The sequence below is a fragment of the uncultured Hymenobacter sp. genome (genome assembly GCF_964243305.1).
Classification (GTDB): domain Bacteria; phylum Bacteroidota; class Bacteroidia; order Cytophagales; family Hymenobacteraceae; genus Hymenobacter.
Genome location: NZ_CAXTEF010000018.1, coordinates 1 through 25,376, shown reverse-complemented (window position 1 = coordinate 25,376; position 25,376 = coordinate 1). Strand labels below are relative to the sequence as shown.

Here is a 25,376-nt window from a genome sequence, read left to right as displayed (position 1 = left end):
CGGACTTTGTAGTCCGCGCGTGAACGAACTAAGCGGTGCATTCGCGGACTACAAAGTCCGCGCTACTTTCCCTACCCCCTCCTCTCACCTTAACCTGTCCCCATGCATCCCCGCCGCCTACTCCCAGCCCTTGCCGCCCTGCTGCTGGGCGCCGCGGCCCCGCGTCCGGCCGCCGCCCAGGCGGCTCCGGCCAAGCCGGGCATCACCGGCCCGCGCTTTATTCAGGACAGCCTCGATGCCTACGTGCGCCGCGGCCTGCGCCTGTGGAATATTCCGGGCCTGGCCGTGGTGGTGGTGAAAGACGGCCAGACGGTCATCGAGAAAGGCTACGGCACCCGCGCGGTCCCTACCCCCGGCGCCCCGGCCGAAGCCGTCGACGCCAACACGCTGTTCATGATTGCGTCGAACTCCAAGCTGTTCACGGGCACGGTGCTGGCCCAACTGGAGGAGGAGAAAAAGCTGAGCCTGAGCGACCCGGTGCGCAAGTACCTGCCCGACTTCCGGCTCTACGACTCAACCAGCACGCGCCTGGTGACGGTGCGCGACCTGATGGCGCATCACTTCGGCACCAAGACCTTCCAAGGTGACTTCACGTTCTGGAACTCCAGCCTGAGCCGGGCCGACATCGTGCGCCGGATGCGGCTGCTCAAGCCCGGCGGCCAGTTTCGGCAGGACTACGGCTACTGCAACTCCGGCTTCGTGGCGGCGGGCGAAATCGTGCCCGTGGTGAGCGGCGGGCTGAAGTGGGAAGACTTCGTGCAGCAGCGAATTATTGCGCCGCTGGCCATGAGCAACACCTACCCGCTCACGGCCGGCTACGCGCAGCGGGCCAACATTGCCCTGCCCTACAGCACCTCGTTCGGCCCGCTTACCCGCCTGCCGTTCGATAATATCGACAACCTGGGGCCGGCCGCCAGTCTGGTTTCCAGCGTGCACGACCTGAGCCACTGGCTTCAGTTTCAGCTTGACAGTGGGCGCTATGAGGGCCGGCAAATCATGCCCTGGGCCACGCTGCGCCGCACCCGCGCCGGCAACACGCTCATCTCGGCCCGCAAGTCGCCTATTTTGCCCAGCCACTTCAGCACCTACGGGCTGGGCGTGTTCAGCTCCGACTACAACGGCCGCCAGCTCTTCAACCACACCGGCGGCGCCGACGGCTTCGTGACCGGCGTGTGCTTCGTGCCCGAAGAGCGCCTGGGGCTGGCTGTGCTCACCAACCAGGACAACCAGAGCTTCTTCGAGGCCCTGCGCTACCAGCTGCTGGATGCCTACCTGGGCGTGCCCTACGTGGACCGCAGCCGGCAGCTCTGGCTTCGCAGCCAGCCCGGCCAGGCCGAAGTCAACCAGGCCGTAGCCACGCTTAATGCCCGCGCCGCCAAGCGCAAAAAGCTGCCCCGCGCCCTGAGCGCCTACGCCGGCACTTACCAGAACCCGCTTTATGGCCCCATCACGGTGGAGGCCAAAGGCAAGCAGCTCGTGGCCCGCTTCGCCAATCATCCGCAGCTCACAGCCACGTTCGACTACCTCGATGGCGAGCAGTTTCGCACTACCTATTCGTCGCCGATTTATGGCCCCCAGCCCGCCACATTCACCGTGGAAAACGGGCAGGTCAAGGCCGTAGAAATCCGGGTGAATGAGTTCATCGAGCTAGACCCTTACCTATTTGTGAAACAGTAAGGGGTAGAGAAATTGCTCGTCATGCTGAGCTTGCGAAGCATCTTATCACCGTCGGACGACACACTAATCAACCGTTGAAGTTTCGTTCTACCTTGATAGGATGCTTCGCAAGCTCAGCATGACGTTCCTTTTAACTCATAACTCATAAAATGGCCTACTACCGCCCGCCCGGCCCGGCGCCCGACCCGGCGCTGGTGCGCAGCCTCACCGAGCAGCAGCAGGAGCTGGGCCAGCGCCTGCGCGCCGAGCCGCTGGCGCGGGAGCCGCATCTGATTGCGGGCTGCGACTCATCGTTTCCGACGCCGGAGACGATTTTGTCGGTGTTCGTGGTGCTGGAGTTTCCGTCGCTGACGCTGGTCGAGAAAGTGTACAGCCACGGCGTGGTGCCGTTTCCTTACGTGCCGGGCTTCCTCTCTTTCCGCGAAGCCCCCAACGTGGTGCAGGCCTTCGCCAAGCTGGAGCATAAGCCCGACGTGATTATGGTCGACGGCCACGGCATCGCGCACCCGCGCCGCGTGGGCATCGCCGCGCATCTGGGCGTGCTGCTGGATATGCCCACCTTCGGCGTGGCCAAGCAGAAGCTTACGGGCACGTTTGCCGAGCCCGGACCGGCGCGCGGCAGCCTCTCGCCGCTCACCGACGCTAAAACCGGCGAGCTGATTGGCGAGGTTATTCGCTCCAAGGACAACGTCCTACCCCTGTTCGTGAGCCCCGGCCACCGCTGCGACCAGGCCACGGCCACCCGCCTGACGCTGGCTTGTCTGAAGGGCTACAAGCTGCCGGAGCCCACACGGTTGGCGGATTATTGGGCCGAGGAATTCAAAAAGGAAATTCGTTGAAAAGCCCTGCGAGACACTGCGTTTTAACACTGCGGAACACCGCGTGAAATAGCTCTCACGCGGTGTTCCGCAGTGTTAAAACGCAGTGTCTCGCAGGGTTGATAAGGATTCGCCAGCTTCGACGGGAAGATTAAGCAGCTGGGCAACAGCGGAGTACACCACGGCGGGGCCGCCCGGCGCGGCCAGAATCCCTACCCCCCCTTGCGACTTGGAGAGCTTGCGGCCGGCCGCATCGGTCAGCAGCCCGTGGTGAAAAAACTGAATCCGGGATGGGTTGAACGCCCGCGTTTCGGGGAGTTGCGCGGCTAGCCAGAGCTGCGCGGCGGTGCTGGCTTGCAGGTCCAGCCCGCGCACGATGAGCGTGGTGCCGAGCCGCAAGTCATCGGCTACGGAGGCAATCTGATAGGCGGCTACCCCATCTTTCTTACGAATAATAAAGTCGGGCATGACCTCCGCGAGAGCTATACTCGTGTTGCCCTGCCAGCCATCCGGCAAGCTGATTTGGGTGCCGGCCAGCACGCGCGCGCGCCACGCCGCGCCCGGCGTTCGCAGACCGAGGGGGGGTAGGGAATCCGAAACAGCGGCGGCCGGGCCAGCCGCGGTGCGCGAGCGGTGCGAGGCATACACCAGGCCCGGCTGCTGGCTCAGGCGACGCAGCAGGCGATTGTAGTCGGGCAGATAAAGCAGCTGCGAGTAGTGCCGCAGGAAGTCATCCGGGCCGCTCGGGCCGTGGTCGTAATCCAACCCCAGCCAGTCAATGACCCGGAAAATGTTGTCGAGATAAGGCCGGCGCAAGCGGGCGCGGTCGAGGTCGTCGATGCGCAGGTGCAGCCGGCCGCCGGCTCGTCGCGTCAGCAGCCAGGTGAGCACAAAATTCACGGCGTTGCCCAGGTGCAGGTAACCGGAGGGGGTAGGGGCCAGGCGCCCGACTACCGCACCAGCACCCACGGCTCATCTGCTTGATGTGCTCGCAGCGCGCCGAAGCTTTCCAGCGCCAGCCCATGCTGCGCAAACACGGCCTGCACCGCCGCTTCGCCGCCCGGCGCCACGCAGACGAGTAGTCCCCCCGAGGTTTGCGGGTCGCAAAGCCAGTGGCGCTGCTCGTCCGTTATCGGGGCCCCAAAACCTGACACCTTATGGCCGTAGCTCTGCCAGTTGCGGACCGTGCCGCCGGGGATGGCGCCCTGCGCGCGGTAGGCTTCGGCGGCGGCGAGGCGCGGCACTTTGGTGAAGTCAATCTCCGCCGTCAGGCCGCTGCCCTCGCACACTTCCGAGAGGTGACCGAGCAGGCCAAAGCCAGTTACGTCGGTCAGGGCCGTAACTTCCAAAAGTGGTCCTAAATCGGCGCCGATTTTATTGAGCTGCCGCATTTGGTACGGGGCCACTTGCTCATCCTCCGGGCGCAGAATGCCGCGCTTCTGGGCTGTGGTCAGCATCCCTACCCCCAGGGGTTTGGTCAGGTAGAGCCGCGAGCCGGCCGTGGCCGTGTCGTTGCGCTTGAGGTTTTTCTCCTCGACCAGGCCCGTGACGGCCAGCCCAAATATCGGCTCCGGCGCGTCAATGCTGTGGCCGCCGGCCAGCGGAATACCCGCCTCGGCGCACACGGCGCGGCTGCCTTCCAGCACCCGCGCCGCAACTTCCGGCGCGAGCTTATCAATGGGCCAGCCCAGCACGGCAATGGCCAGCAGGGGTCGCCCGCCCATCGCGTACACGTCGGAAATAGCATTGGCCGAGGCGATGCGCCCGAAGTCATAGGCATCATCGACGATGGGCATGAAAAAGTCGGTCGTGCTGATGACGCACTGCCCGGCCGGGCCGCCCGGCAGGCGGTACACGGCCGCGTCGTCGCGCGAGCTGTTGCCGACCAGCAGGTTGTCGTAGTGCAGGGGGGGTAGGGCGCTGTGCAGAATCTGGTCGAGCACGGCGGGCGCGATTTTGCAGCCGCAGCCGGCGCCGTGCGAGTACTGGGTGAGGCGGATTTGGTCGGTTTTGGGCGTCATGATTAGCTTATCTTCTTGATTTAGAGAGTCCAGGCGGCGTGTTGCAGCACCACGCGGTAGCCGTCGGGGTCCTCAAACGTGCGGCCCAGCTGGTCCCAGTAAGGATTGTAGGACGCCACCGGCGCGAAGCCGGCGGCCTGCATTCGGGCTACGACGGCGGTCCATTCGGTGGCCTCCGGCAGGTAGAACACGAGTAGGTTGTCGGCGGTTGGCGCCCGGCCTACTTTGTGGCCGGGCTCGTGCGTAAATTCCAGGTGATAAGGCGCCGCTTCGTAGCCCAGCATGACCCCATCGAAGCCGTTGTGACCGGTGAAGGAAGCCAGCTTTTGCAAGCCCAAGCCCTCCTGGTAGAATCGGAGCAGCGCCAGCAGGCTATCGGTAGGACGAGCAATTCTAATTTTAGGAATCATTCTCAGCCAAATCAAACAGGCGTCTTGGAGAGTCGTCAGGAACGGAAGTCACCAGCACCCGCGCCGCATTCGCCGCGGCGTCCACGCCCTCTACCGGCACCGGCGTCACCGACGAGTTCACCTTTTGGCTCAGCCCGTAGCCGTAGGTTTTATCGTAATAATCGAGCACCAGCTCCACCATGCGCGGCATGTCGCCGGTCTCGATGGCGGTCAGCGCCTGCTGCGTGGCCAGTCCGCCGAGACGCTTGCTCAGGCGCTGCACGGCGTCGGCTAATAAGCCAGCATCCTGACTGCCGTATTCCTGGGCCAGGTAGGCTACGCGGGCGGCACGGGGAGCTTCCAGCACCAGCAGCGGGGCCTGGCGCATTTGCTCAAAAAATGGCTTGGGGATAATCAGCCGGCCGATTTGCAGGCTCTCATCCTCGACCCAGACGGGCTTATCCAGCGGCAGCTTGCCTAATTCCTGGGCCAGATTATTCTCAAACTGCTCCTGCGTGGGTGCCGCCGGCTGCCCGATGGCGCCGAACGACGAGCCCTTATGACAAGCCAGCCCTTCCAAATCCAGCACCGGCTCGCCCAGCCGGCGCAGCTCGTGCAGCACGTCGGTTTTGCCCGAGCCGGTCAGTCCGCCCAGCATCCGCAGCGGTCGGGGCCGGGTGAACTCGGCCAGCACGGCGCGGCGGTACTCCTTATAGCCTTTATCGAGCAAATGTACCTCGAAGCCCGCCAGCTCCAAGAGCCACTGCACGGCGCCGGAGCGCATTCCGCCGCGCCAGCAGTGCAGCCTTACCCGCTTATCGGGCGCGATTTTGCGGGCCCGCTTCACCAGCTGGCTCATCTTGGGCCCGAAAAAATCCAGGCCTAGCAGCACCGCTTTCTCCTGGCTCACCTGCTTGTAGGCCGTGCCGATGCGGGCGCGCTCCTCATCCGAAAACAGGGGCAGGCTGACGGCGCCCGGCACGTGGCCCTGGGCAAACTCGATGGGCGCCCGCACGTCGAGGATGGGCAAGTCGGCGGGGGCGGTCAGGAAATCTGGGAGGGGTAGGCGGGGCATCAGCACGAAGTTACCGCCGGATTGGCTTCCCTACCCCCTGTCATCCTGAGCAACGCGCAGGACCTTATCCCCGCGGAACGAAACCAGAACAGCTGATTACTGCGGGGGATAAGATGCTTCATTCCTCAGCATGACAGTTAGGCCCTAGCCCGGCAGTGCGTAAGTTTGCGGCACTTTGCCGGTAGCGTGGGGCCGTGGGCCCGGCCGGTTTTCCTCTGTCGCACCCGTTCATGCTGACTGTTTTACTGCTTTTTCTCCCCCTGGCCGCGGCGCTGCTGCTGTTGCTTGTCAAGGGGGCCGCCGCCCGCACCCTGGCCCTGGGAGCCGCTTTACTCGAATTTGGTCTGGCAATAGCCGCTACTATTCAGCTCCGCGCGGGCGGGGGCACCCGTAGCCTCGACTTCAACCAATCCTGGATTGCCTCGGCCGGCATCAACTTCCACCTCGGCCTCGATGGCCTGAGTTTGCTGCTCGTGCTGCTCACCACCTTCCTGGTGCCGCTGATTCTGCTGGCCTCGTTCCGCCACGACTATCGCAGCGCGCCTTCTTTTTACGCCCTGGTCTTGTTCATGCAAACCGGCCTCATCGGCGTATTTGTGAGCCTAGATGCGTTTCTGTTCTACTTTTTCTGGGAGGTCGCCCTGATTCCTATCTACTTCCTGGCCGGCGTCTGGGGCGGCGAGCGGCGCGTCCAAATCACCTTTAAGTTCTTCTTATACACCATTATTGGCTCGCTGTTCATGCTGGCCGGCTTCGTGTATCTGTACCTGCAAACCGGACCGGGGGTAGGGACTGCCGCGCATTCCTCCGAGTTGGCCGCTTTCACCAACCTCAAGCTCAGCGCGAGTGAGCAGGGCTGGCTGTTCTGGCTCATCTTCGCCGCCTTCGCCGTCAAGATGCCCGTTTTTCCCTTCCACAACTGGCAGCCCGACACCTACACCGAATCCCCCGCGCCGGCCACCATGCTGCTTTCGGGCATCATGCTGAAAATGGGCATCTACGGCTGCCTGCGCTGGCTCTTGCCCATCGTGCCGCTGGCCCTGAGCGGCCGGTTTGGCGGGCGTTTGGTGATGGTGCTCGCCGTCATCGGCATCATCTACGGCGCCATCATTGCCATCCGGCAGCGCGATATGAAGCGCCTCATCGCCTTCTCCTCGCTCTCCCACGTGGGCCTGATGGCAGCCGGCGTGTTCTCGCTCACCCTCAACGGCTTGCAGGGCGCCGCTATCCAGATGCTGGCCCACGGCGTGAACGTGGTCGGCATGTTCTTTATCATCGACGCCATCGAGCGCCGCACCGGCACCCGGCACATCCCCGACCTCGGCGGCCTCACCCGCCGCACGCCGCTGCTGAGCGTGTGCTTCCTGGTCTTGCTGCTCAGCACCGTGGCCCTACCCCTCACCGGCGGCTTCGTGGGTGAGTTTCTGCTGCTGGCCGGCGTCTATCAGTACAACCCCTGGCTGGGCGCCGTCGCCGGCCTGACCATCATCTTCTCCGCCGTCTACCTGCTGCGCCTCTATCAGCGCGTCATGCTCGGCCCCGACTCCGCTCACTCCGCTACCATCCCCGACCTGACCGGCTCAGAAATGGCCGTGCTCGTGCCGCTCATAGCTCTCGTGTTCTGGATTGGCCTGTTTCCGGGCACCTTCCTGCACCTGTCCGAGCCGGCCGTGTCGGGAATATTGGACTTGGTGAAAAGGTAGGGGGGTAGGAAAATCACCTGTCATCCTGAGCTTGCGAAGGACCTTCTCACGTGAGAACGACGCAGTAATCAATGATATACTGCTCGTTGAGGCGTGATAGGATGCTTCCTTCGTCAGCATGACAGACGATTATAGGACAGGCGTTTTTTGGATAGCCTATTAAGATTACATGACTTCTATCATTCTCCTCTCCGTCTTCGGCATCGTCAACCTGTTCCTGGGCTTCCTGCGCTCGAACCGGCTGCTGCTGCCCGTCACGCTGCTGCTGCTGCTGGCCGTCTTCGGCCTCAACACCCTCGACTGGAACCGCGGCGACGCCGCCTACCTCGGCCAGAGCTACCTCAACGGGATGCTGGTCGTCGACAACTTCGCCGTCGCCTTCACCGGCATCGTCGTGCTCACGGCCGTGCTGCTGCTGCCCTTCTCGCGCTCCTATATAGCCAATCAGGAAGCCAACCTGGCCGAATATTACTCGCTGTTGCTCTTCTCGCTGGTCGGCGCCATCATGATGGTCGGCTACAATCACCTCTTGATGCTATTCGTGGGCATCGAAATCCTGAGCGTGTCGATGTACGTGCTGGCCGGCTCCGACAAGCGTAATGTGCGCTCCAACGAGGCCGCGCTCAAGTATTTCCTCATGGGCGCCTTCGCCACCGGCATCCTGCTCTTCGGCATCGCTTTGCTCTACGGCGCCACCGGCACCTTCGAGCTGAGCAAGCTCGCCGCCGCCATCCAAAGCCCCACCAACGCCTCGCTCCAGCCCATGACCTACATCGGCATCCTGCTGATGCTGGTCGGCATTGCCTTCAAAGTCGGCGCCGCGCCCTTCCACTTCTGGACGCCGGACGTGTACGAGGGCACCCCGATGTTCTTCACCGCTTATATGAGCACCGTGGTCAAGACGGCCGGTTTCGCCGCGTTTCTGCGGCTGCTGGTCGTGGCATTTCCGGCGGCGCAGGATTTCTGGCTCCCCACCGTGTCGGCCATGTGTGGCCTGACCCTGCTCATCGGCAACGTCGGCGCGGCCGTCCAGACCAGTGCCAAGCGGATGCTGGCCTACTCCAGCATCTCGCACGCCGGCTACTTGCTCATCAGCCTCGTCGCCATGAACGGGCAGCTCGGCGGCCCCTCGGCCAATGGCTTGTTCTTCTACTCGTTGGCTTATTCTATTGCCACCGTCGCCGCATTCGGCGTGCTCAAGCTCGTGGCCGACCAGCGCGGCCGCGAAGACTACGCCGGCCTCAACGGCCTCGCCCGCACCAACCCGCTGCTGGCCTTCTCGCTCACCGTTTCGATGCTTTCGCTGGCTGGCATTCCACTCACGGCCGGCTTCTTCGGCAAGTTCTTCGTCTTCACCGCCGCCGCCGACCACGGCTACATCGGCCTCGTCGTGTTCGCCGTCATCATGAGCATGGTCGGCATCTACTACTACCTGCGCCCGGTCATCGCCATGTACCTGCAACCCGCCCCCGAAGGCTCGGAAGGCGCCCCCGTCGTGGTAGATGGCACGCAGTCGGCCACGCTGGTGCTGCTCATCGTGCTCACCGTGGCGCTAGGCGTGCTGCCGGGACTGGTGAGCGGGCTGTTGAAGTAAATAGTCACGTGCCTTTGCTGCATAAATCGTTCAGCATCCGCGTTATCTTCACGAACCAAACTACTTTGTCGTCATGGTTATTGAGATGAAAAAGGATGCCACACCCGACGATGTGCGGGCAGCGCTGGAGCAGCTAGCCGCCGCGAAGGCCGAGGAACGCAAACGCAAGCGTCTGCAATCTTTCGGCGCCTGGAAATCGGCGGTTGATGGCTTGGACTTCCAACGCGAGAGCCGCAATGAATAAATATTAAAACGAGCGCTACTATTGAACTCTATCTCAAAACGTCATTTATAATAAGAGACTATTCTGTGAGAGACGAAATTAAAAAGATACGAGACTTACTTGATACAGTCGAAGAGTCTTTAGCGATAAAGGATGAAGAAAGTGTTAGGGAGACCTTTGACATTTTCGAGCTTCCTCAAATCATTAAGGACATCGTTGATTTTCTGCAACCTGTAATTTCACCTTATGAAATGGACATATACTGGTTCATTTTCAGACATTCGGTTTTAGAGACAGGTGACGTTTTCCTAAGAGTAAGTAATGGAAGGTTAGCAAAAGGCATAGGAACAAAATTTAAAACATTCGATAAACAGAATTCACGTTTTGGCGAAAAAACAGTTGCTGAGAATTTGAGGTCTTTAGAAGTCCTAGGTGTAATAATGAAATTTGGCGATACAACAAGGGAAGGTACACTATACAAAATCTTTTTGCCTGAACAGATACAGGTTTGCAAAGAGAGAATGAAAATTCATCAATTGGATTCACTGCCGAGTGTTGACCCGCGCAAGGAACAAGACTACTATAACATCAAGGAGAACAGATTAAGGATTTTTGAGCGGGACGAATATTTGTGCTACAAATGCAACAAGCAACTAACGCGATTCAATGCTACATTAGACCATATTCAACCTGTCAGTGAAGGCGGTGATAACTCGTATGACAATCTTGCGACGAGCTGTTTTCATTGCAATTCTAGCAGGCGTTCAACACCTATTTCAGACTTTATTGCCAGTTAGACTAGGGAAGTATGTAGTATGCTACTTGTGTAGAAGCGCATTAGATGAATAAGCATCTTACGTAAATTCCGCCCCATGCCTACCCCCGCAACCCGCCGCGACTGGCGCGGGCCCCTACACCGCCCGGCGCTATGCCGTGGCGCTGGCCCGGCCCCGCCTGACGCCCGCCACGCTCATGCAGCGGGTGAAGTGCGACTTGCCCAGCTTCGCGCCCGGCCTGCTGGCGGAGTTTGAGAAAACGCAGGGCCAAGCCAACTGCCTGGCTGTGGGCGACGAGTTTCACATCCGCATCCTGGGGCCGTGGAACGGCTCGGTGCGGGTGACGGCAGTGGGCGAAACCTACTTTGAGCTGATAACCCTGGATGGGCACCCCGAGGCCGGCCGCATCCGGTTTGCGGCGCACGCGCACGGGTCGCAGGCGGGCGCGCTGGAGTTTGAAATCTGCTCCTGGGCGCGGGCGCGCGATGGCCTCGTGGCCTTCGCCTACGACACGCTCGGCGTGGGCCGCCACGTGCAGGAAGCTACCTGGCGCACCTTCTGCGAGCGGGTAGCCGTGGCCGCCGGCGGGCAGGCGCTAGGCCCGGTTTCGGTCGAAACGGTGGTGCATGACCCGGCGGGAACGCGCCATGAGCACCACGCCTGACCGCGCCCGCACTGCCACAGAAACGGCTGCCGCGCAAGCCGTGGCAGCAGCGCCTAACGCTACGGCTGCCGCGCAACTGCTGGCCCGCTACCGCTCGCGCTTATTAGTTTACCAAGATGCGCCGGTCAACTTCGACGCCGAGCGACTAGCCGACTTTGCGCCCGCCAACGGCTGGAACGTGGATGATTATGCCATTTCCCTACCCCCCGAACCAGCCGGAACGCCGCGCCCAAACGGCTCCTTCGCCGCCGCGCAAACGGTGCTGCGTCGCTACTCTTTCCCGCCGCCCCAGTTGCTGACCGGCATTTTCGACCCCAGCCAGCCGCTGGAAAACCGGCTAATGCTCTTGCGCGGCCGGTTTCTGGGCTTTTCGTTCTGGTTTGGGGTGCGCGTGGGCGGCGTCTGGGATGAAGTGCGCGACACGGCCGCCGGGCCGGAGCAGGTGTGGGGCTACTTCTACCGCACGCTGCAAGGCCATTTTGAGCGCGGACAAATCGACTTCACGCTGCACAAAAACCTGACTTCCGGCCAGGTCACGTTTCGTATTCACGCCGTATCGCAGACCGGGCGCATCCGCAACCCGTTTTACTGGCTGGGTTTTAAGCTGTTCGGGCGGCGGCTGCAACGGCGGTTTGCGCGGGCGTCACTGTGGCGGCTGCAACAGCAGGTGCGGGAGATGCTAGGGTACTTGGAAGGCTGAATATGGGTGCTGCCAGGCCGCTGTTCGGTTCGCGTCTCGGTGCCTGAACGATGCTGCCAAATGGTGCTACCGAGTAAATCCCTACCCCCCTTGCCGGCGCCAACGGCACGGACGCCCTATATTTCATGGTGCTTCAGCTCACCTATTAGCTTGCTCATGAAAAACACGCTTTACCTGTCTATGCTGCTTTTAAGCGCAACCGCCTGTGCAACTGCGCCTAAGGTGGTAAACTCAGCTAAACCCAGCGTCGATATTATCGCCTATTATGCCGGCGATTCTGTCGGGTTTAAAAAGTATCCTGCTGATAAGCTTACGCATATTATCTACAGCTTTCTGCACTTGAAAGGCAACGCCTTTACCTTCGATAAGCCCCAGGATAGAGCCGCCGTGAAGGCGCTGGTAGAACTCAAAACTAAAAATCCGAGCCTTAAAATTCTGCTCTCTTTAGGCGGCTGGGGCGGTTGTGAAACCTGCTCGCAGGTATTTTCAACAAGCCAAGGCCGAACTGACTTCGCTTTATCAGTGAAAGAAATCCTGGTGGCTACCCAGACCGACGGAATTGATCTGGATTGGGAATATCCGGCCATAGAAGGCGTGCCGGGCCACCGCTTCGCCGCCGAAGACCGGCACAATTTTACCCTGCTGGTGCAGGCGTTGCGAAAAACGCTGGGCAACACGTATGAAATCAGCTTTGCCGCCGGCGGCTTTACGGAGTATCTGAAAAAATCCGTGGAATGGAAGACCGTTATGCCGCTGGTAAACCGGGTCAACCTGATGAGTTATGACCTGGTGAATGGCTACAGCACCACGACCGGCCACCATACCCCGCTCTACTCAACGCCGGTGCAGCTTCAGTCGGTTGACAATGGCGTCCGGTTTCTTGATTCGCTAGGCATCGATTCGAGGAAGATTGTCATTGGCGCCGCCTTTTACGCACGTATTTTCAGCGGCGTTAAGGCCGCTACTAATGGCTTGAATCAAGCTTGCAAGTTCAAAAGTAGCCTTGATTACCGGTATTTTACCGACAGCCTATCCGCGGCACAAGGCTTTGTAAATCATTGGGATAACCTTGCCAAAGCTCCGTATGCTTACAGCAAAAGCCGTGGCGAATTCGCCTCATTCGACAATGAGGAATCTATGCGGCTGAAGACTCAGTATGCCGTAGCCAAAAAGCTGGGCGGAATTATGTTCTGGGAGCTGACCGGCGACAAACCTCAACACGGTTTGCTGGATGCTATTTATACGGCCGCGCATCCTGCACGTCCTTAGCCTGGGCGGCTGGTATTCTACTGTGCGGGCCGCTATTTATACGAGGCTGTGCGGACAGTAAGTAAAAGGGTTGTTTTCAACGCAAAAAGAACGTCCTGCTTTATCAATTACTGTCCACACGCTCTAGCGTTTTGCGCGCGAGTGACTGCGCAGCTGCAATAACAGCTGCGGGAGCTGCTGGCGCACCTGAGGAAGCAGCAGTAAAGACGGGTCTCCCGGCTTATGCCGTCCTGCAATTCGCGTCTCGGCACTCGCATCGTTCGCACTGACAGGAGGGGGTAGGGATTTGGCTAGTCGCGCAGTTTGGTAGCGTCGTTCGATGCCAAGACAGAGGCTCGTTCCAACGGCGGCCTTGGCAATTAGAAACTCAGCGTTAACCTTAAGCGGGCTTAGGAGTTAAACGGGCGGTTACAATTCGCACTCTTTACCTTCTACCAAACCCTTTATGCACCCTACGAAAGCCTACGCCGCACCCGCAGTTCACGCCCCCCTGACCCCCTTTTCCTTTGAGCGCCGCGATGTGGGGCCGCACGACGTGCTGATTGACATCAAGTTCTGCGGCGTCTGCCACTCCGATTTGCACCAGGTGCGCGACGAGTGGGGCGGCGCGCAGTTTCCGCTCGTGCCGGGCCACGAAATCGTGGGCATCATCCGCGAAGTCGGCGCGCACGTGACCAAATTTCAGGTTGGGCAGCCAGCTGGCGTGGGCTGCATGGTGGATTCCTGCCGCGAGTGCGAGAGCTGCCGCGAGGGCCTGGAACAATACTGCGAGCCCGGCTTCACGGGCACCTACGGCGCGCCCGACAAGGTGAGTGGCGGCCTGACGATGGGTGGCTACTCGAATCAGATTGTGGTAAATGAAGATTTCGTGCTGCGCATCGCCGAGGGCCAGCCGCTCGAGCGCGTCGCGCCCCTGCTCTGCGCCGGCATTACCACCTACTCGCCCCTGCGCCAGTGGAACGTGCAGCCCGGCCAGAAAGTAGGCGTCATCGGCCTCGGCGGTCTCGGCCACATGGCCGTGAAAATCGCCGCCGCGATGGGCGCCGAAGTTACCGTGCTCAGTACTTCGCCCGGCAAGGAAGCCGATGCGAAAGAGCTGGGTGCCCACAAGTTTATCGTCACCAAAGACCCGGCCGCGCTCAAAGAAGTCAGAAGCTACTTTGACCTGATTATTAATACCGTTTCGGCCCCCATCGACCTGAATCAGTACCTCCAGCTGCTGCGCCGCGATGGTACGATGGTGCTGCTGGGCGTGCCGCCCGAAGCCCCGCAAATTCAGATTTTTAACCTCATTGGCGGCCGGCGGCGCCTGGCCGGCTCACTCATCGGCGGCATCGCCGAGACGCAGGAGATGCTGGATTTCTGCGCCGAGCACGGTATTCTCTCCGATGTGGAAGTTATTCCGATGGCCGACATCAACGAAGCCTACGAGCGGATGCTTAAAGGCGACGTGAAGTATCGGTTCTCGATTGACTTGGCTACTTTATAGAGCGGAGTAAATAAAAGAACGTCATGCTGAGCCCTGCGAAGCATGACGTTCTTTTTGGTTACGCATGTCCTCATCCAATGCAAACCTGCCCGAGGTCTGGCTGCGCGGCCCGCTGCCGGACGTGCCGCCGCTGCTTCAGCCCGTGGCCCATGCGCTGCTGCAAGCCCGCGAGGAGATAGCGGCGGCGCTGACTGATTTTCCTGAAAGCCTACTCTGGCAGCGTCCGGCGGGCGTGGCGTCCGTCGGGTTTCACTTGCAGCACCTGGCCGGCGTTCTCGACCGCCTCACGACCTACGCCCGCGCCGAAGCCTTAACTGCTGCCCAGCTGGCTGCTTTGGCTCAGGAAGACCAACCAGCCGCTGCCGCCACGACGGTAGCAGATTTAGTTAGCGCTTTCAATCAACAGGTTGACAAAACCCTGAGCCAATTAAAAACGACGCCCGAAGTCGGGTTGACGCAGCTGAGGGGGGTAGGGCGGGCACAGCTGCCGAGCACCGTGCTGGGACTGTTGTTTCATGCGGCCGAGCATACCCAGCGCCACATGGGGCAGTTGCTGGTCACGGCGCGAGTGCTGCGCGGCAGCTAAAGGCTGCGTTCTGGACTTGGCGCGGGCGCGTTCTTTTGAAAATGAAGAGAGCGTGCTGGGCGAGTGCTTTACGCCGTGGCGGCCGCAATCAGCGAGTCATTTGCCGCAACAAGGGCTGGCTGCCGGCCCGGATACACTTGCAGGGCGTGTTCCAGGCAGGTTAGCGCGGCGTCGAGGTCGGTCAGGTTCAGCACGTAAGCCAGACGCACCTGCTGGCGACCCAGGCCGAGTGTTTTATAGAAGCCACGGGCCGGCGAGAGCATGAGCGTGGCGCCTTCGTGGGAAAAGTCTTCCAGCAGCCACTGGCAGAAGGTTTCGGCGTCGTCGATGGGCAGTTGCGGCATCACGTAGAAAGCGCCGCCGGGCACCCGGCACACCACGCCGGGCAGGGCTTGCAGGCGCCGCACCGTGAAGTCGCGCCGGGCGTGATACTCGGCGCGGGTCGTGTCGAAATACGTGGGGGGTAGGGCGGCGGCGGCTTCGCCCAGCAGCATTCCGAGGCCGGGCGGCGAGATGCGCATCTGCGCAAAATGAAAGGCGGCCCGCCACACGGCCGGGTTGCGGGTCACGAGCGCGCCGATGCGGGCGCCGCACACGTTGTAGCGCTTGGAAATCGTGTCGAGCACGATAACGTGTTCTTCGCTGCCGGGCAGGCTTAGAGCGCTGGTGGCCTCGGCGCCATCGTAGCAGAATTCCCGGTAGGCCTCGTCAGATAAAAAGTACAAGTCGTGCCGCTTACAGAAATCCAGCAGCGCGGTCAGCTCCGCGGGCTGATACACGTAGCCGGTCGGGTTGCTGGGGTTGCAAAGCAGCACCGCCCTGGTGCGGGGCGTGACCACCCGCTCGAAGTCGGCTAGGGGGGGTAGGGCATAGCCGGTTTCCACGTGCGCCGTCACGGTCACAATCGTGACGCCCGCCGCAATAGCAAATGCGGTGTAAGCCCCGTAGAATGGCTCCGGCACTATCAGCTCGTCGCCCGGATTCAGGCAGGTGAGCAGCGCGAACAGAATGGCTTCGGAGCCAGCCGTAGTGACCAGAATATCCTCGAACGCGGCCGGAATGCCAGCCCGCTCATAGTAGCCGACGAGCTGGCGGCGGTAGCTGTCGGTGCCGGCGGCGTAGCTGTAGGTAAGGGCGTTGAAATCAACCCCTCGCACGGCGGCCAGCAGCTCGGGCGCGGTTTCCAGGTCGGGCTGGCCGATGTTGAGATGATAAACCCGCTTGCCGGCTTTTTTGGCGGCTTCGGCGTAGGGCGTCAGTTTCCGAAACGGGGAGGGCGGCATAGCCTGCCCGCGCTGGGAGAGTCGTAGCATAGGGCGCAAAGTTAGGCAGACTGATGCTGTGATGGAAGCAAAAAGCCTCGTTAAGCTGTCTATCATGCTTCGCAAGCTCAGCACGGCGGATGGGGGTAGGGGCGTGACCTTCTAACTTTTTATCTTTGACCCCACAGCCCACAATTTTGCCCTCGATTCGGCTAAACAACTGCCCCGCCGGCCCGTTACTAAGACACTGCCCAGATTCCTTCACCTTTTAACTTCCGTATTTTTATGAGCGACAACCCCCAAGGCGAAAACGGCACCGCCGTCACTGGCAGCGGCAGCGCTGCCGACCGCCGTATGGCCGCTGGCGAGCAGGCCCAGACCCTGACCACCCGCCAGGGCCACCCGGTGTATGACAATCAGAACTCGCGCACCGTGGGCAACCGCGGCCCCGTGACGCTGGAAAACTACCAGCTGCTGGAGAAAATCAGCCACTTCGACCGCGAGCGCATCCCCGAGCGCGTGGTCCACGCCCGCGGCGCCGGTGCCCACGGCACGTTCGAAGCCTACGGCACCGTGGGCGGCGAGCCCATCGAGCGCTACACCCGCGCCAAGCTCTTCAGCAAAAAAGGCAAGGAAACGCCGGTGTTTACCCGTTTCTCCACGGTTATCCACAGCGGCCACTCGCCCGAAACCCTGCGCGACCCGCGCGGCTTCGCCGTGAAGTTTTACACCGAAGACGGCAACTGGGACCTCGTGGGCAACAACCTCAAGGTGTTCTTCATCCGCGATGCCATCAAGTTCCCGGACGTGATTCACTCGCTGAAGCCGGACCCCATCACCAACCGGCAGGATGGCGGGCGCATCTTCGACTTCATGAGCAACACGCCCGAGGCGATGCACATGCTCACGTTCCTGTTCTCGCCCTGGGGCATTCCGGCCAACTACCGGCAGATGCAGGGCTCGGGCGTGAACACCTATAAGTGGGTGAATAAAGAGGGGGTAGGGACGCTGGTGAAATACCACTGGGAGCCCCAGCAGGGCATCAAGAACCTGACCCAGCCCGAAGCCGAAGCCATTCAGGCCAAAAACTTCAACCACGCGACTCAGGATTTGTACGAGGCCATTGAGGCCGGCAACTTCCCCAAGTGGGAGCTGCGCGTGCAGCTCATGGAAGACGGTGAGCACCCCGAGCTGGACTTCGACCCGCTCGACGACACCAAGCTCTGGCCCGAAGACCAGTTCCCGCACCTGGCCGTGGGCATGATGACGCTGAACCGCAACCCGGAGAACTACTTCGCCGAAGTGGAGCAGGTGGCTTATGGCACTGGCGTGCTGGTCGATGGCCTGGACTTCTCGGACGACAAGATGCTGCAAGGCCGCACCTTTTCGTACTCCGACACCCAGCGCTACCGCGTGGGCACCAACTACTTGCAGCTGCCTATCAACGCACCCAAGAAGCACGTCGCCACGAACCAGCGCGACGGCCAGATGACCTTCCACGTGGACACGGCCCCCAGCCAGAACCCCCACGTGAACTACGAGCCCAGCTCCATCAACGGCCTCACCGAGAGCCCCCGCGCCGGCCGCGACCACGAGCCCATGTACCAGGCCCGCCTCGTGCGCCAGAAGACCGACCGCCACGGCGACGTTGATTTCAAGCAGGCCGGCGAGCGCTGGCGCCTGCACAACGACCTGGAGAAAGAGGACCTGATTAATAACCTCAGCGACGCCATCAGCGCCGCCACGCCCGAAATTCAGGCCCGCATGGTGTCACTGTTCAGCAAGTGCGACCCGGAGTACGGCCAGCGCCTGCAGGCCGCGCTCGACATCATCGCCAAGAACCCCAGCGCCGCCACCGGCCGCTACCTCGGCCGCCGCACCGCTAATGGCAGCAATGGCCAAAATGGCCACGCCAGCAACGGTAATGGCCAGAACGGCTACGCCGCCAACGGCAACGGCCAGAGTGACGCTCACGGTCAGCCCGGCGCCAACGAGGCGGTGAAGCAGGCCGAGGAAATGGCCCACGACGCCAAGCCGTATTAGCAATTCTGGTTTCTTGTAGTGAAAAACGCCGCCTTGTGAAGGGCGGCGTTTTTAGTTTGGCTGGTTATCTACTTGAAAATCCCTACCCCCCTTTCCGCGGGGAAAGGGGGGTAGGGATTTTGGTTAATTCCCCACCGGCACCGCTAGCGGCTGCCAGCTATTGTTGCCCGCATTATTGTCCGGCAGCACACCGTCGGGGTTTAGCCGCACCCGCGTGAGCGGCGCCTTGGAGGCGTAGCGGAAGGTCCAGGTGCTGCCGCGCTGCCAGATTTCGACGGGCAGATTTACGCGGCCCACTTTGCCGCCGGCTTCAGTGACTTCGACCGTGACGGGCATGGCCAGCTTGTCGCGGTTTTCGACGGTGATGAGCGCGCCCTGCGCCGGGTCTTGGTTGGCATAGCTAACCGTGGTGATGGCCTGGTCGAGCTGATAGTTCTGGTAGAACCAGCCCTGCCAGAACCAGTTGAGGTCTTCGCCGCTGGCCTCGTTCATGGTGCGGAAAAAGTCGCGCGGCTGCGGGTGCCTGAAGGCCCAGCGGCGGATATACTGGCGGAAAGCGTAGTCGAACCGCTCCGGCCCCAGCACTTTTTCGCGCAATAAGTAGAGGCCGTAACCGGGCTTGCCATAAGCGGCCATGCCCAGGTTGCGGGGCTGAATCACGTCGGGCGTGGTCATCAGAATGTCGGCGTTGGGGTTGCGCAGGTAGCTGAGCAGGCGCAGCACCGCAATGCTGTCGCTGGCATATTTCCTATACTCGCCCTTATTAAAGTCGCGGGTCGTGTAGATGTTGATAAAGGTGTTGAAACCCTCGTCCATCCAGGCGTATTTACGCTCGTTCGAGCCCACAATCATCGGAAACCAGTTGTGGCCGAACTCGTGGTCGGTGACGCCCCACAGGTCGCCCCGCTTGGCGTCGGCGCCGCAGAACACGATACCCGGGTACTCCATGCCGCCCACCGGCCCGGCCACGTTGGTCGCCACGGGGTAGGTGTACTCAAACCACTGCCGGGAGTTGAATTCGATGCTTTTCTTGACGTATTCCGTCGAGCGGTTCCAGGCCGAGTCCTGCGCCACTTCGGCGGGGTAGAGCGACATGGCCAACGATTTGCGCCCGCTCGGCAGGTTCATCTTGGCCGCGTCCCAGACAAAGGAAGCGGACGCGCCCCACGCCACGTCGCGGGCCTGCTGGCAGCGGAAATGCCAGGTCAGGCGGCCGTTGCGGCCCGTCGGGCGCGAGCTGGGCTGCGTCACTTCGGCCGGCGTGCGCACCAGCACGGTTTGGTCGGAGGTGCGGGCTTTGGCCAGACGCTGCTGCTGGGTGGCCGTGAGCACCTCGCCAGGGTTCACTAGCTCGCCAGAGCCGCCGACGAGGTAGCTGGCCGGCACGTTGATGGTGTAGTCGAAGTTGCCGTATTCGAGGTAAAACTCGCCGGAGCCCAGGTAAGGCAGCGTATTCCAGCCTTCCACATCATCATAAACGGCCATGCGCGGATACCACTGCGCGACCTCATAAATCTGGCCGTTGGCCGTCTGCTGCCGGCCCAGCCGGTCGGAGCCGTATTGCGGAATGAAGAACGAGTAGGCGATTTTAATGCCCAGCCGGTCACCGCCCGGCTTCATGGCTTCGGGCAGCATAATCTGCATCCGCGTGTCGCTGATGCGATATTGCGCCTTCTGGGTTTTGCCGTGCAGCGTGATGCTGACCGACTGCAAACTGTCGCCGCCCGCCACGCCCGAGGCCCCAAATCGCGCTGCCCCGTTGCGGGCGCCCTGCACGGGCGTGTTCAGCGCTCCCCTGGAGTTGCGCTTAAACAGGTTCTGGTCCAGTTGCAGCCACACAAAGGGCAGCCGGTCAGGCGAGTTGTTGGTATAGGTGATGTCGACGTTGGCCCGCACAGTTTCGGTCTCCTCGTCGAGCGTCGCCGCGATTTTGTAGCTAGCCGCGTTCTGCCAGTAGGAAGCTGCGGGCGCGCCGCCGGCGGTGTGGGTCAGCGGCCCGCGCTCGGTCAGGAAGGTTGGCAGGAACAGGGCCTTGGGGTCGTAAGCCGGGGCGGCGGCCGGCGCCGTCTGCGCTTGCGCCGAAAGGGGGGGTAGGGAAACCGCAGCACCCAATAGTGTGGCGAAAAGAAGAAGTTTTTTCATGATAGCGCGAAGCTAGGCACTGCACGCCAGCAGTGCCAGCCACCGGGTATTCCCTACCCCCCATTCAGCGCCGAAACCCCGCGCGTTGGCGTTTTTTGGGGGGTAGGGAAACGCTTTTCGCGCTGCCGGCCCTTTTGCCAGGCGAAAATAAAAATCCGGTCTACTGCACCGTGATGCGCTGCGTCTGGTCGGCCACGCGCAGGTCGAACTCGCCGGCTTCCAGCACTTTTTCGCCCGTCGGGCTGGTGTAGGCCAGCTCTGCCGCGGGCAGGGTGAAGGTAACGGTTTTGGTTTCGCCGGGCTTGAGCGAAATCTTGTCGAAGCGGCGCAGGCGGCGCACGTCGGGCGCTATCTGGCTGGCCACGAGGTCGGACGAGTACAGCTCAACCACTTCCTGGCACGCGCGGGCGCCGGTGTTGGTAACCTGCACCGTGACTTTCACCTGGCCGGTTTTGGCGATGCTGGCCTGGTTTACGGCCAGCTGGCCGTACTTGAACGTGGTGTAGCTCAGGCCCGTACCGAACTCGTACTGCGGGTTGTAGTCGGCCTCGTAGTTATACACGCCGGCCGCCTTTTTCTGCTCCTCCGAATACTTGTGGATGTAGGAGCCCAGCGCGTTGGGGTAGCGCGGGTAGGTGTAGGGCAGCTTGCCGGACGGGTTCACGTCGCCAAACAGCACGTCGGCCAGCGCGTCGCCGCCAAAGTTGCCGGGCAGATACCCTTGCACCACCGCCTTCATGCCCGGCTCAAATCGGCTGATGACGCGCGGCCGGCCCTCCGTCAGCACCAGCACCACGGGCTTGCCCGCGGCGGCCAGGCGCTGCGCGAGCTGGGTTTGCAGCTCCGAGAGATACATATCATTCAGGTCGCCGGGCTTTTCGGCGTAGGAGTTTTCGCCCAAACACAGCACCACCACATCGGCGCGCTGCGCGGCGGCCACGGCCTCGTCGAGGCGGTCGGCCTGCTCTTCGTAGTACTTGGCGTTGGGCGCCGTGGCGTAGCTTACGCCGGGCACGTAGGTCACGTTCGCGGCCCCGACTTTCTTTCGCACCGCCTCCAGAATGGTGTTGTACTTGCCGGCGAACTCCTCGGTCTTTTCGCCCTGCCAGGAATACGTCCAGCCTCCGTTGAGGGTGCGCATGGAGTTGGCGTTGGGGCCGGCCACCAGCACCTTGGCAGTTTTGCGGAGGGGTAGGACCGCGTCCTGGTTTTTGAGCAGCGTCACGGCTTCGGCAGCGGTTTGGTAGGCGGCCTGCTCAAAGGCCTGGCTACCAAACTGGGGGTAGTTCTGGGGATTGGTGATGGGGTTTTCAAACAATCCCAGCTCCATTTTCAGGCGCAGCACGCGCCGGGCGGCGTCATCGACGCGGCTTTGCGGCACCTTGCCTTCGCGCACCAATTCGGTCAGGCCATTGCAGAACTCTTCGTACTGGTAGGGCGGCATGGTCATATCGATGCCCGCGTTGATAGCCAGCATGATGGCTTCCTTTGGTGTGGAAGCCAGGTGGTCGCGGGCTTGCAGGTTGCCCACGTCCTGCCAGTCGGTGATGACCACGCCCCGGAAGCCCAGCTTTTCCTTCAGCAGCTTAGTCAACAGCTCATAGTTGGCGTGCACGGGCACGCCGTTCACGAGGCCCGAATTAATCATAATCGAGTGCGCGCCCGCCTCAATCGCCGCCTTGAAAGCCGCCAGATGATACTCATACAGCGCCTCGGTCGAGATGTAGGCGTTGGTGCGGTCCTTGCCGGCCTGCGTCACCTGGTAGCCTAGGAAGTGCTTGAGGCAGGCGGCCACGTGCGTAGGGTTGCCCACGTCGTTGCGGTCGCCTTCGTAGCCCTTGATGATTTCGGCGCCCAACTCGGCGCCCAGGTACGGGTCTTCGCCCAGCGTTTCCCACTGCCGGGCCGAGCGCGGGTCGGCGCCCAAATCCAGCACCGGCGAAAACACCCACGGGATGGCGCTGGCGCGGGTTTCGTAGGCCGTAATCTCGGCGCCCCGCCGCACCAGCGCCCGGTTGCGGGTCGCCGCCTGCGCGATTTCCTGCGGAAAGAACGTGGCCCCGGCCGTGAACGTCTCGCCGTGAATGGCATCGATGGCGTACACCGTCGGGATTTTTAGCCGCGTTTCGGCCTGTGCCACGTCTTGCATCTGCTTGATGATGCCGTACCACGTGGCCGGCGTCGAGGCGCGGTTGTTGGTCGAGTTCTGGAACGAGCCGACGTGGTATTTCACCATCACGTCGCGCAGCTTGGTGAGGTCGATGCTGAACGGCGCATCGGCGGAGGTGCGGCTGGCGCCCAGGCCCACCACATCCAGGGCCACCTGCGTCATCTGGCCCACCTTTTCCTCCAAAGTCATCTGGCTGAGCAGCGCCTCCACCCGGCGGTCCACCTCGGCCGGCGCCAGGGGCTGGTAGGCCCTACCCCCCGCCGTCTTGCCCGGCTTGCTCTTAACCTTAAATTTTTGATTCTGAGCCTGCGCGCCAGTGGCGCCGACGCTTGCCAGCACGAGCGCCACGAGCGCCAAACGGAAACGATTCATACAACAGAGGGGGTAGGAAAGTACAGGCCTTGGCTTACTGACCTAAAAGTAGGCAGCCCAACCAATATTGCCCGGCCCCGCCTAGCTGATTTACCTGCCTGCTCCGCCCGCTACTCGCCGCCCGCCAGCAGCCCCGCGACCGCCAAGTCCTCGTCCAGCTCGTCCCAGTGCAAGCCCCTACCCCCGCCGCCAATCTCGACCCGCAACCGCTGCTCCGGCCGCGCCGCGTGCAGCCGCGGAAACCACAGCAGCGGCACGCTCACAGTGCGCCCGTCGGTCAGGCGCACGTGCATAGAATCTTCATCGAAGGAAACGGCTTGGGCCAGGGCCGTAGTGGGGCGGTAGGAGCGGGCTAGAGCCGGGCGGTTATTAGGTGAAGTAATCATTCCAGGCTTGTAAAAAAGGTTCTTGGTATTCTTTAATCAGCCGCGATACCGAATTTAATTCCGGGCTGCTGAATCCGTGATTATAAGCCAGTTCAATAGAGGTCAGCCAGAACTTAGCTTCATTTCCCGCTGCCCGCACATGAATATGCGGCGGCTCGTTCGATTCGTTGCTGTAAAAGAAAAAGCGGTATGGGCCGACGCGAAGAACTACTGGCATCTGAGTTCTATGTTGACAAGGATAAACGTCCGTGTTTAAACAGCGTCAGGCTCATCATCAAATTCAGGCCGCGGACGGGTAAACAACTCTGCGCGGAGCTTGCGCATATGTTCATTGATAGCATCTCATTCCTCATCCGGCAAGTCATCCGTGCCTTCGAGGATACGCATCGTTTCGGCCGCCAGCTTCTTATTAGCTTCAGACGGTTCCGTGAATTTGCGTATTAATTGATACACTTCGTCCAAGTGCTGCGGCGGCACGTGTTGTAGCTCTTGCACAATGGTTTCTATAGTTGTCATGGCTCAAAGCAATTTAGTATTCCAGCTCGTCCCAGTGCAAGCCCCTACCCCCGCCGCCAATCTCAACCCGCCGCTGCTCCGGTCGCGCCGCGTGCAGCCGCGGAAACCGGGAGTAAATGGGCGTATTCATCATAGCGTCCAGTTCACTAGCTGCAAGCCTTCGACACGCTCAAAATGCTTGGTATTGTTGGTTGCTAACTGCATTCCGTTGGCCATTGCGATGCCGGCAATCAGCACGTCCGTATGCATCAGCGGTTGCCCCTGCCGTTTTAAGTCAGCATAAATAGTCGCGGAGAGCCGCACCGACTCATTGGTAAGAGGCAACACCCGATAACGGCTGAGCAGCTCTTCCAAGCGTGGTAATTGAGCACGGGCGTCTTTGTAAAGCAGGCCATGCATGGCTTCATACTGCGTGAGCAAGTTGATATTAAGCTCCTTGTTCTGCTCGATGTACGAAATGGCCCGCGCGACTACCAGCGGATGCCCTTTCATAAAATAAGTGAGCGTATCAGTGTCGAGCAGGGTAGGCTTCATAGTTCGGGTACCGGCCGGTTGAACAGTGTCGCCCGCGTCCGTTGCAACTCCGCCTGGAAGTCAGCCCATTCTTCCTCCGTCCAGTGGTTGAGCATACCTGCAAACTGCATGGTCCATTCGGCCAACTCTTTGTTAGCCTCCGGCGGCGCTTTTAAGGCCAAGACCAGTTGATACACTTCATCCAGACGCTCCGGCGGCACGTGTTGTAGTTCTTGAACAATGGTTTCTAGCGTCGTCATAGCTCGAAAATTATAACTAACAAATGACTAGAATACAGAACTACTTTACAAAACATCAGTAATCGCCCCATGAAATATTCCAATCTGCAACAGAAGCGTAATCGTTGATGTCAATATCTACGGTAGAATCGAACTCATAGCCCGCAAAGTTTCCATTGTCGTCAACAGTTCTTATCATAGAAGTTGATGGAATCTGGGTATTGCTAACCTTGAAACCGTCTTTGTCAACAAGATATATTTCGAACGAAGTGGGTTGCTTCGCTTTTCTGTTTTTGCCGGCTTCAAATAGTAAAGCGTAATACAATTTACCATTACGAAATTTACTTTTAAATCTAATCTTAGACATTCCAATGCTTAAAAATGGGCCTTTAGATGGCCAATATTTGATGCTTGAATAATTAGCTGCAAGCTTGTTATCACTCTCAGTTTTTTCTTGTTGTGCCACTTCATACTTGTAACTTTCCCATTTCTCATACCCTATCAAGATTAAAATTATAGATATAAATAATGCGATTATGATTACTGTAATTTTCACTATGGCTGGTAAGAACTGTTTCATGATTTAATTAAACGGAAATTTTTTATGAACAAAACCCCGCGCCGGCTACTACAGCCAACGCGGGGTTTTGCTTGCTTTAGCTACCTGCCAAGCTACTACATATTCTTAATAATTTCCTGCCCGAACTCCGAGCATTTTAGCAGCGTGGCGCCTTCCATCTGCCGCTCGA

Annotated in this window: 26 protein-coding genes; 12 read left to right on the top strand and 14 right to left on the bottom strand. The window is 60.6% G+C overall.

All coding sequences use genetic code 11. The features are described 5' to 3' along the window. The first annotated feature begins 102 nt into the window (after nt 1–102). Together ACFE70_RS11830 and nfi are read left to right on the top strand one after the other, a co-directional pair. Nucleotides 103–1,677 carry a serine hydrolase gene (locus ACFE70_RS11830; protein ID WP_375417954.1) on the top strand — a complete coding sequence of 525 codons (1,575 nt, stop codon included), beginning with the start codon at nt 103–105 and terminating at the stop codon, nt 1,675–1,677. 149 nt (nt 1,678–1,826) lie between these two features. Continuing rightward, on the top strand, nt 1,827–2,516 hold the full coding sequence (gene nfi, locus ACFE70_RS11825) for a deoxyribonuclease V (protein ID WP_375417953.1): 690 nt from the start codon (nt 1,827–1,829) through the stop codon (nt 2,514–2,516). Nucleotides 2,517–2,591: 75 nt separating this feature from the next. On the opposite strand, the gene ACFE70_RS11820 is transcribed toward nfi, so the two are convergent. The 4 genes from ACFE70_RS11820 to mnmH are packed head-to-tail and all read right to left on the bottom strand — an operon-like array spanning nt 2,592 to nt 5,980. Continuing rightward, nucleotides 2,592–3,464: a glutamate--tRNA ligase family protein gene (locus tag ACFE70_RS11820; protein ID WP_375417952.1), complete on the bottom strand. Its 873-nt coding sequence runs from the start codon at nt 3,462–3,464 to the stop codon at nt 2,592–2,594. Then, complete coding sequence (selD, locus tag ACFE70_RS11815) at nt 3,446–4,516, bottom strand: selenide, water dikinase SelD (protein ID WP_375417951.1); 1,071 nt, start codon at nt 4,514–4,516, stop codon at nt 3,446–3,448. Before selD ends, ACFE70_RS11820 begins: the two co-directional genes overlap by 19 nt. Before the next feature lie 20 nt (nt 4,517–4,536). Continuing rightward, nucleotides 4,537–4,926 carry a VOC family protein gene (locus ACFE70_RS11810; protein ID WP_375417950.1) on the bottom strand — a complete coding sequence of 130 codons (390 nt, stop codon included), beginning with the start codon at nt 4,924–4,926 and terminating at the stop codon, nt 4,537–4,539. After that, nucleotides 4,916–5,980, bottom strand: coding sequence for a tRNA 2-selenouridine(34) synthase MnmH (gene mnmH / locus ACFE70_RS11805; RefSeq protein WP_375417949.1), 1,065 nt, complete (start codon nt 5,978–5,980; stop codon nt 4,916–4,918). Before mnmH ends, ACFE70_RS11810 begins: the two co-directional genes overlap by 11 nt. A 230-nt stretch (nt 5,981–6,210) precedes the next feature. Here mnmH and ACFE70_RS11800 point away from each other — a divergent pair, with 230 nt between their 5' ends. The 9 genes from ACFE70_RS11800 to ACFE70_RS11760 all read left to right on the top strand — a co-directional run bounded on the left by ACFE70_RS11800 (nt 6,211) and on the right by ACFE70_RS11760 (nt 14,984). Next, nucleotides 6,211–7,683 (top strand): NuoM family protein, encoded by a 1,473-nt coding sequence (locus tag ACFE70_RS11800; protein ID WP_375417948.1) that lies wholly within the window; start codon nt 6,211–6,213, stop codon nt 7,681–7,683. Between the two features lie 169 nt (nt 7,684–7,852). Further along, nucleotides 7,853–9,277 carry an NADH-quinone oxidoreductase subunit N gene (locus ACFE70_RS11795; protein WP_375417947.1) on the top strand — a complete coding sequence of 475 codons (1,425 nt, stop codon included), beginning with the start codon at nt 7,853–7,855 and terminating at the stop codon, nt 9,275–9,277. A 73-nt stretch (nt 9,278–9,350) separates the two neighbouring features. After that, nucleotides 9,351–9,521: a hypothetical protein gene (locus ACFE70_RS11790; RefSeq protein ID WP_375417946.1), complete on the top strand. Its 171-nt coding sequence runs from the start codon at nt 9,351–9,353 to the stop codon at nt 9,519–9,521. Nucleotides 9,522–9,586: 65 nt separating this feature from the next. Beyond that, nucleotides 9,587–10,297 (top strand): HNH endonuclease, encoded by a 711-nt coding sequence (locus ACFE70_RS11785; protein WP_375417945.1) that lies wholly within the window; start codon nt 9,587–9,589, stop codon nt 10,295–10,297. 136 nt (nt 10,298–10,433) lie between these two features. Then, on the top strand, nt 10,434–10,940 hold the full coding sequence (locus ACFE70_RS11780; RefSeq protein ID WP_375417944.1) for a DUF1990 family protein: 507 nt from the start codon (nt 10,434–10,436) through the stop codon (nt 10,938–10,940). Further along, the gene (locus ACFE70_RS11775) at nt 10,924–11,640 is read left to right on the top strand and encodes a DUF1990 family protein (RefSeq protein WP_375417943.1); all 717 of its coding nucleotides are present in this window, start codon (nt 10,924–10,926) and stop codon (nt 11,638–11,640) included. Before ACFE70_RS11780 ends, ACFE70_RS11775 begins: the two co-directional genes overlap by 17 nt. A gap of 156 nt (nt 11,641–11,796) precedes the next feature. Then, nucleotides 11,797–12,909 (top strand): glycoside hydrolase family 18 protein, encoded by a 1,113-nt coding sequence (locus tag ACFE70_RS11770; protein ID WP_375417942.1) that lies wholly within the window; start codon nt 11,797–11,799, stop codon nt 12,907–12,909. A gap of 445 nt (nt 12,910–13,354) precedes the next feature. After that, nucleotides 13,355–14,398 carry an NAD(P)-dependent alcohol dehydrogenase gene (locus ACFE70_RS11765; RefSeq protein ID WP_375417941.1) on the top strand — a complete coding sequence of 348 codons (1,044 nt, stop codon included), beginning with the start codon at nt 13,355–13,357 and terminating at the stop codon, nt 14,396–14,398. A 64-nt stretch (nt 14,399–14,462) separates the two neighbouring features. After that, nucleotides 14,463–14,984 (top strand): DinB family protein, encoded by a 522-nt coding sequence (locus tag ACFE70_RS11760; protein WP_375417940.1) that lies wholly within the window; start codon nt 14,463–14,465, stop codon nt 14,982–14,984. A gap of 68 nt (nt 14,985–15,052) precedes the next feature. Here the strand turns inward: ACFE70_RS11760 and ACFE70_RS11755 are convergent, their stop codons facing one another. Then, the gene (locus ACFE70_RS11755) at nt 15,053–16,297 is read right to left on the bottom strand and encodes a pyridoxal phosphate-dependent aminotransferase (RefSeq protein ID WP_375417939.1); all 1,245 of its coding nucleotides are present in this window, start codon (nt 16,295–16,297) and stop codon (nt 15,053–15,055) included. Nucleotides 16,298–16,531: 234 nt separating this feature from the next. Here ACFE70_RS11755 and ACFE70_RS11750 point away from each other — a divergent pair, with 234 nt between their 5' ends. Continuing rightward, nucleotides 16,532–18,289: a catalase gene (locus ACFE70_RS11750; protein WP_375417938.1), complete on the top strand. Its 1,758-nt coding sequence runs from the start codon at nt 16,532–16,534 to the stop codon at nt 18,287–18,289. 123 nt (nt 18,290–18,412) lie between these two features. Here the strand turns inward: ACFE70_RS11750 and ACFE70_RS11745 are convergent, their stop codons facing one another. From ACFE70_RS11745 to ACFE70_RS11705, 9 genes are all read right to left on the bottom strand, one after another. Next, nucleotides 18,413–20,431, bottom strand: coding sequence for a M1 family metallopeptidase (locus ACFE70_RS11745; RefSeq protein ID WP_375417937.1), 2,019 nt, complete (start codon nt 20,429–20,431; stop codon nt 18,413–18,415). A 160-nt stretch (nt 20,432–20,591) separates the two neighbouring features. Further along, nucleotides 20,592–22,973 carry a glycoside hydrolase family 3 N-terminal domain-containing protein gene (locus ACFE70_RS11740; RefSeq protein ID WP_375417936.1) on the bottom strand — a complete coding sequence of 794 codons (2,382 nt, stop codon included), beginning with the start codon at nt 22,971–22,973 and terminating at the stop codon, nt 20,592–20,594. Between the two features lie 110 nt (nt 22,974–23,083). Next, nucleotides 23,084–23,359 carry a DUF2442 domain-containing protein gene (locus tag ACFE70_RS11735; RefSeq protein ID WP_375417935.1) on the bottom strand — a complete coding sequence of 92 codons (276 nt, stop codon included), beginning with the start codon at nt 23,357–23,359 and terminating at the stop codon, nt 23,084–23,086. Then, on the bottom strand, nt 23,343–23,576 hold the full coding sequence (locus ACFE70_RS11730) for a DUF4160 domain-containing protein (RefSeq protein ID WP_375417934.1): 234 nt from the start codon (nt 23,574–23,576) through the stop codon (nt 23,343–23,345). Before ACFE70_RS11730 ends, ACFE70_RS11735 begins: the two co-directional genes overlap by 17 nt. Before the next feature lie 125 nt (nt 23,577–23,701). Then, nucleotides 23,702–23,875: a hypothetical protein gene (locus ACFE70_RS11725; protein WP_375417933.1), complete on the bottom strand. Its 174-nt coding sequence runs from the start codon at nt 23,873–23,875 to the stop codon at nt 23,702–23,704. A gap of 13 nt (nt 23,876–23,888) precedes the next feature. Beyond that, nucleotides 23,889–24,008: a DUF2442 domain-containing protein gene (locus ACFE70_RS11720; RefSeq protein WP_375417932.1), complete on the bottom strand. Its 120-nt coding sequence runs from the start codon at nt 24,006–24,008 to the stop codon at nt 23,889–23,891. Continuing rightward, nucleotides 24,005–24,409, bottom strand: a complete 405-nt coding sequence (locus ACFE70_RS11715; RefSeq protein WP_375417931.1) for a type II toxin-antitoxin system VapC family toxin — start codon at nt 24,407–24,409, stop codon at nt 24,005–24,007. Before ACFE70_RS11715 ends, ACFE70_RS11720 begins: the two co-directional genes overlap by 4 nt. Beyond that, nucleotides 24,406–24,648 carry a hypothetical protein gene (locus ACFE70_RS11710; protein ID WP_375417930.1) on the bottom strand — a complete coding sequence of 81 codons (243 nt, stop codon included), beginning with the start codon at nt 24,646–24,648 and terminating at the stop codon, nt 24,406–24,408. The genes ACFE70_RS11715 and ACFE70_RS11710 overlap by 4 nt, the downstream gene beginning before the upstream one ends. Nucleotides 24,649–24,703: 55 nt before the next feature. Then, nucleotides 24,704–25,207 (bottom strand): hypothetical protein, encoded by a 504-nt coding sequence (locus tag ACFE70_RS11705; protein ID WP_375417929.1) that lies wholly within the window; start codon nt 25,205–25,207, stop codon nt 24,704–24,706. Nucleotides 25,208–25,376 lie beyond the last annotated feature (169 nt).

Bases quoted from the DNA above. Each gene is read 5' to 3' on its own strand.
- selD (WP_375417951.1), bottom strand. From the start codon at position 4,516: ATGACGCCCAAAACCGACCAAATCCGCCTCACCCAGTACTCGCACGGC.
- ACFE70_RS11720 (WP_375417932.1), bottom strand. From the start codon at position 24,008: ATGATGAATACGCCCATTTACTCCCGGTTTCCGCGGCTGCACGCGGCG.
- ACFE70_RS11755 (WP_375417939.1), bottom strand. From the start codon at position 16,297: ATGCTACGACTCTCCCAGCGCGGGCAGGCTATGCCGCCCTCCCCGTTT.
- ACFE70_RS11775 (WP_375417943.1), top strand. From the start codon at position 10,924: ATGAGCACCACGCCTGACCGCGCCCGCACTGCCACAGAAACGGCTGCC.
- ACFE70_RS11790 (WP_375417946.1), top strand. From the start codon at position 9,351: ATGGTTATTGAGATGAAAAAGGATGCCACACCCGACGATGTGCGGGCA.
- ACFE70_RS11710 (WP_375417930.1), bottom strand. From the start codon at position 24,648: ATGACGACGCTAGAAACCATTGTTCAAGAACTACAACACGTGCCGCCG.
- ACFE70_RS11750 (WP_375417938.1), top strand. From the start codon at position 16,532: ATGAGCGACAACCCCCAAGGCGAAAACGGCACCGCCGTCACTGGCAGC.
- ACFE70_RS11830 (WP_375417954.1), top strand. From the start codon at position 103: ATGCATCCCCGCCGCCTACTCCCAGCCCTTGCCGCCCTGCTGCTGGGC.
- ACFE70_RS11800 (WP_375417948.1), top strand. From the start codon at position 6,211: ATGCTGACTGTTTTACTGCTTTTTCTCCCCCTGGCCGCGGCGCTGCTG.
- mnmH (WP_375417949.1), bottom strand. From the start codon at position 5,980: ATGCCCCGCCTACCCCTCCCAGATTTCCTGACCGCCCCCGCCGACTTG.
- ACFE70_RS11770 (WP_375417942.1), top strand. From the start codon at position 11,797: ATGAAAAACACGCTTTACCTGTCTATGCTGCTTTTAAGCGCAACCGCC.
- ACFE70_RS11715 (WP_375417931.1), bottom strand. From the start codon at position 24,409: ATGAAGCCTACCCTGCTCGACACTGATACGCTCACTTATTTTATGAAA.
- ACFE70_RS11740 (WP_375417936.1), bottom strand. From the start codon at position 22,973: ATGAATCGTTTCCGTTTGGCGCTCGTGGCGCTCGTGCTGGCAAGCGTC.
- ACFE70_RS11705 (WP_375417929.1), bottom strand. From the start codon at position 25,207: ATGAAACAGTTCTTACCAGCCATAGTGAAAATTACAGTAATCATAATC.
- ACFE70_RS11745 (WP_375417937.1), bottom strand. From the start codon at position 20,431: ATGAAAAAACTTCTTCTTTTCGCCACACTATTGGGTGCTGCGGTTTCC.
- ACFE70_RS11735 (WP_375417935.1), bottom strand. From the start codon at position 23,359: ATGATTACTTCACCTAATAACCGCCCGGCTCTAGCCCGCTCCTACCGC.
- ACFE70_RS11730 (WP_375417934.1), bottom strand. From the start codon at position 23,576: ATGCCAGTAGTTCTTCGCGTCGGCCCATACCGCTTTTTCTTTTACAGC.
- nfi (WP_375417953.1), top strand. From the start codon at position 1,827: ATGGCCTACTACCGCCCGCCCGGCCCGGCGCCCGACCCGGCGCTGGTG.
- ACFE70_RS11725 (WP_375417933.1), bottom strand. From the start codon at position 23,875: ATGACAACTATAGAAACCATTGTGCAAGAGCTACAACACGTGCCGCCG.
- ACFE70_RS11810 (WP_375417950.1), bottom strand. From the start codon at position 4,926: ATGATTCCTAAAATTAGAATTGCTCGTCCTACCGATAGCCTGCTGGCG.
- ACFE70_RS11795 (WP_375417947.1), top strand. From the start codon at position 7,853: ATGACTTCTATCATTCTCCTCTCCGTCTTCGGCATCGTCAACCTGTTC.
- ACFE70_RS11765 (WP_375417941.1), top strand. From the start codon at position 13,355: ATGCACCCTACGAAAGCCTACGCCGCACCCGCAGTTCACGCCCCCCTG.
- ACFE70_RS11760 (WP_375417940.1), top strand. From the start codon at position 14,463: ATGTCCTCATCCAATGCAAACCTGCCCGAGGTCTGGCTGCGCGGCCCG.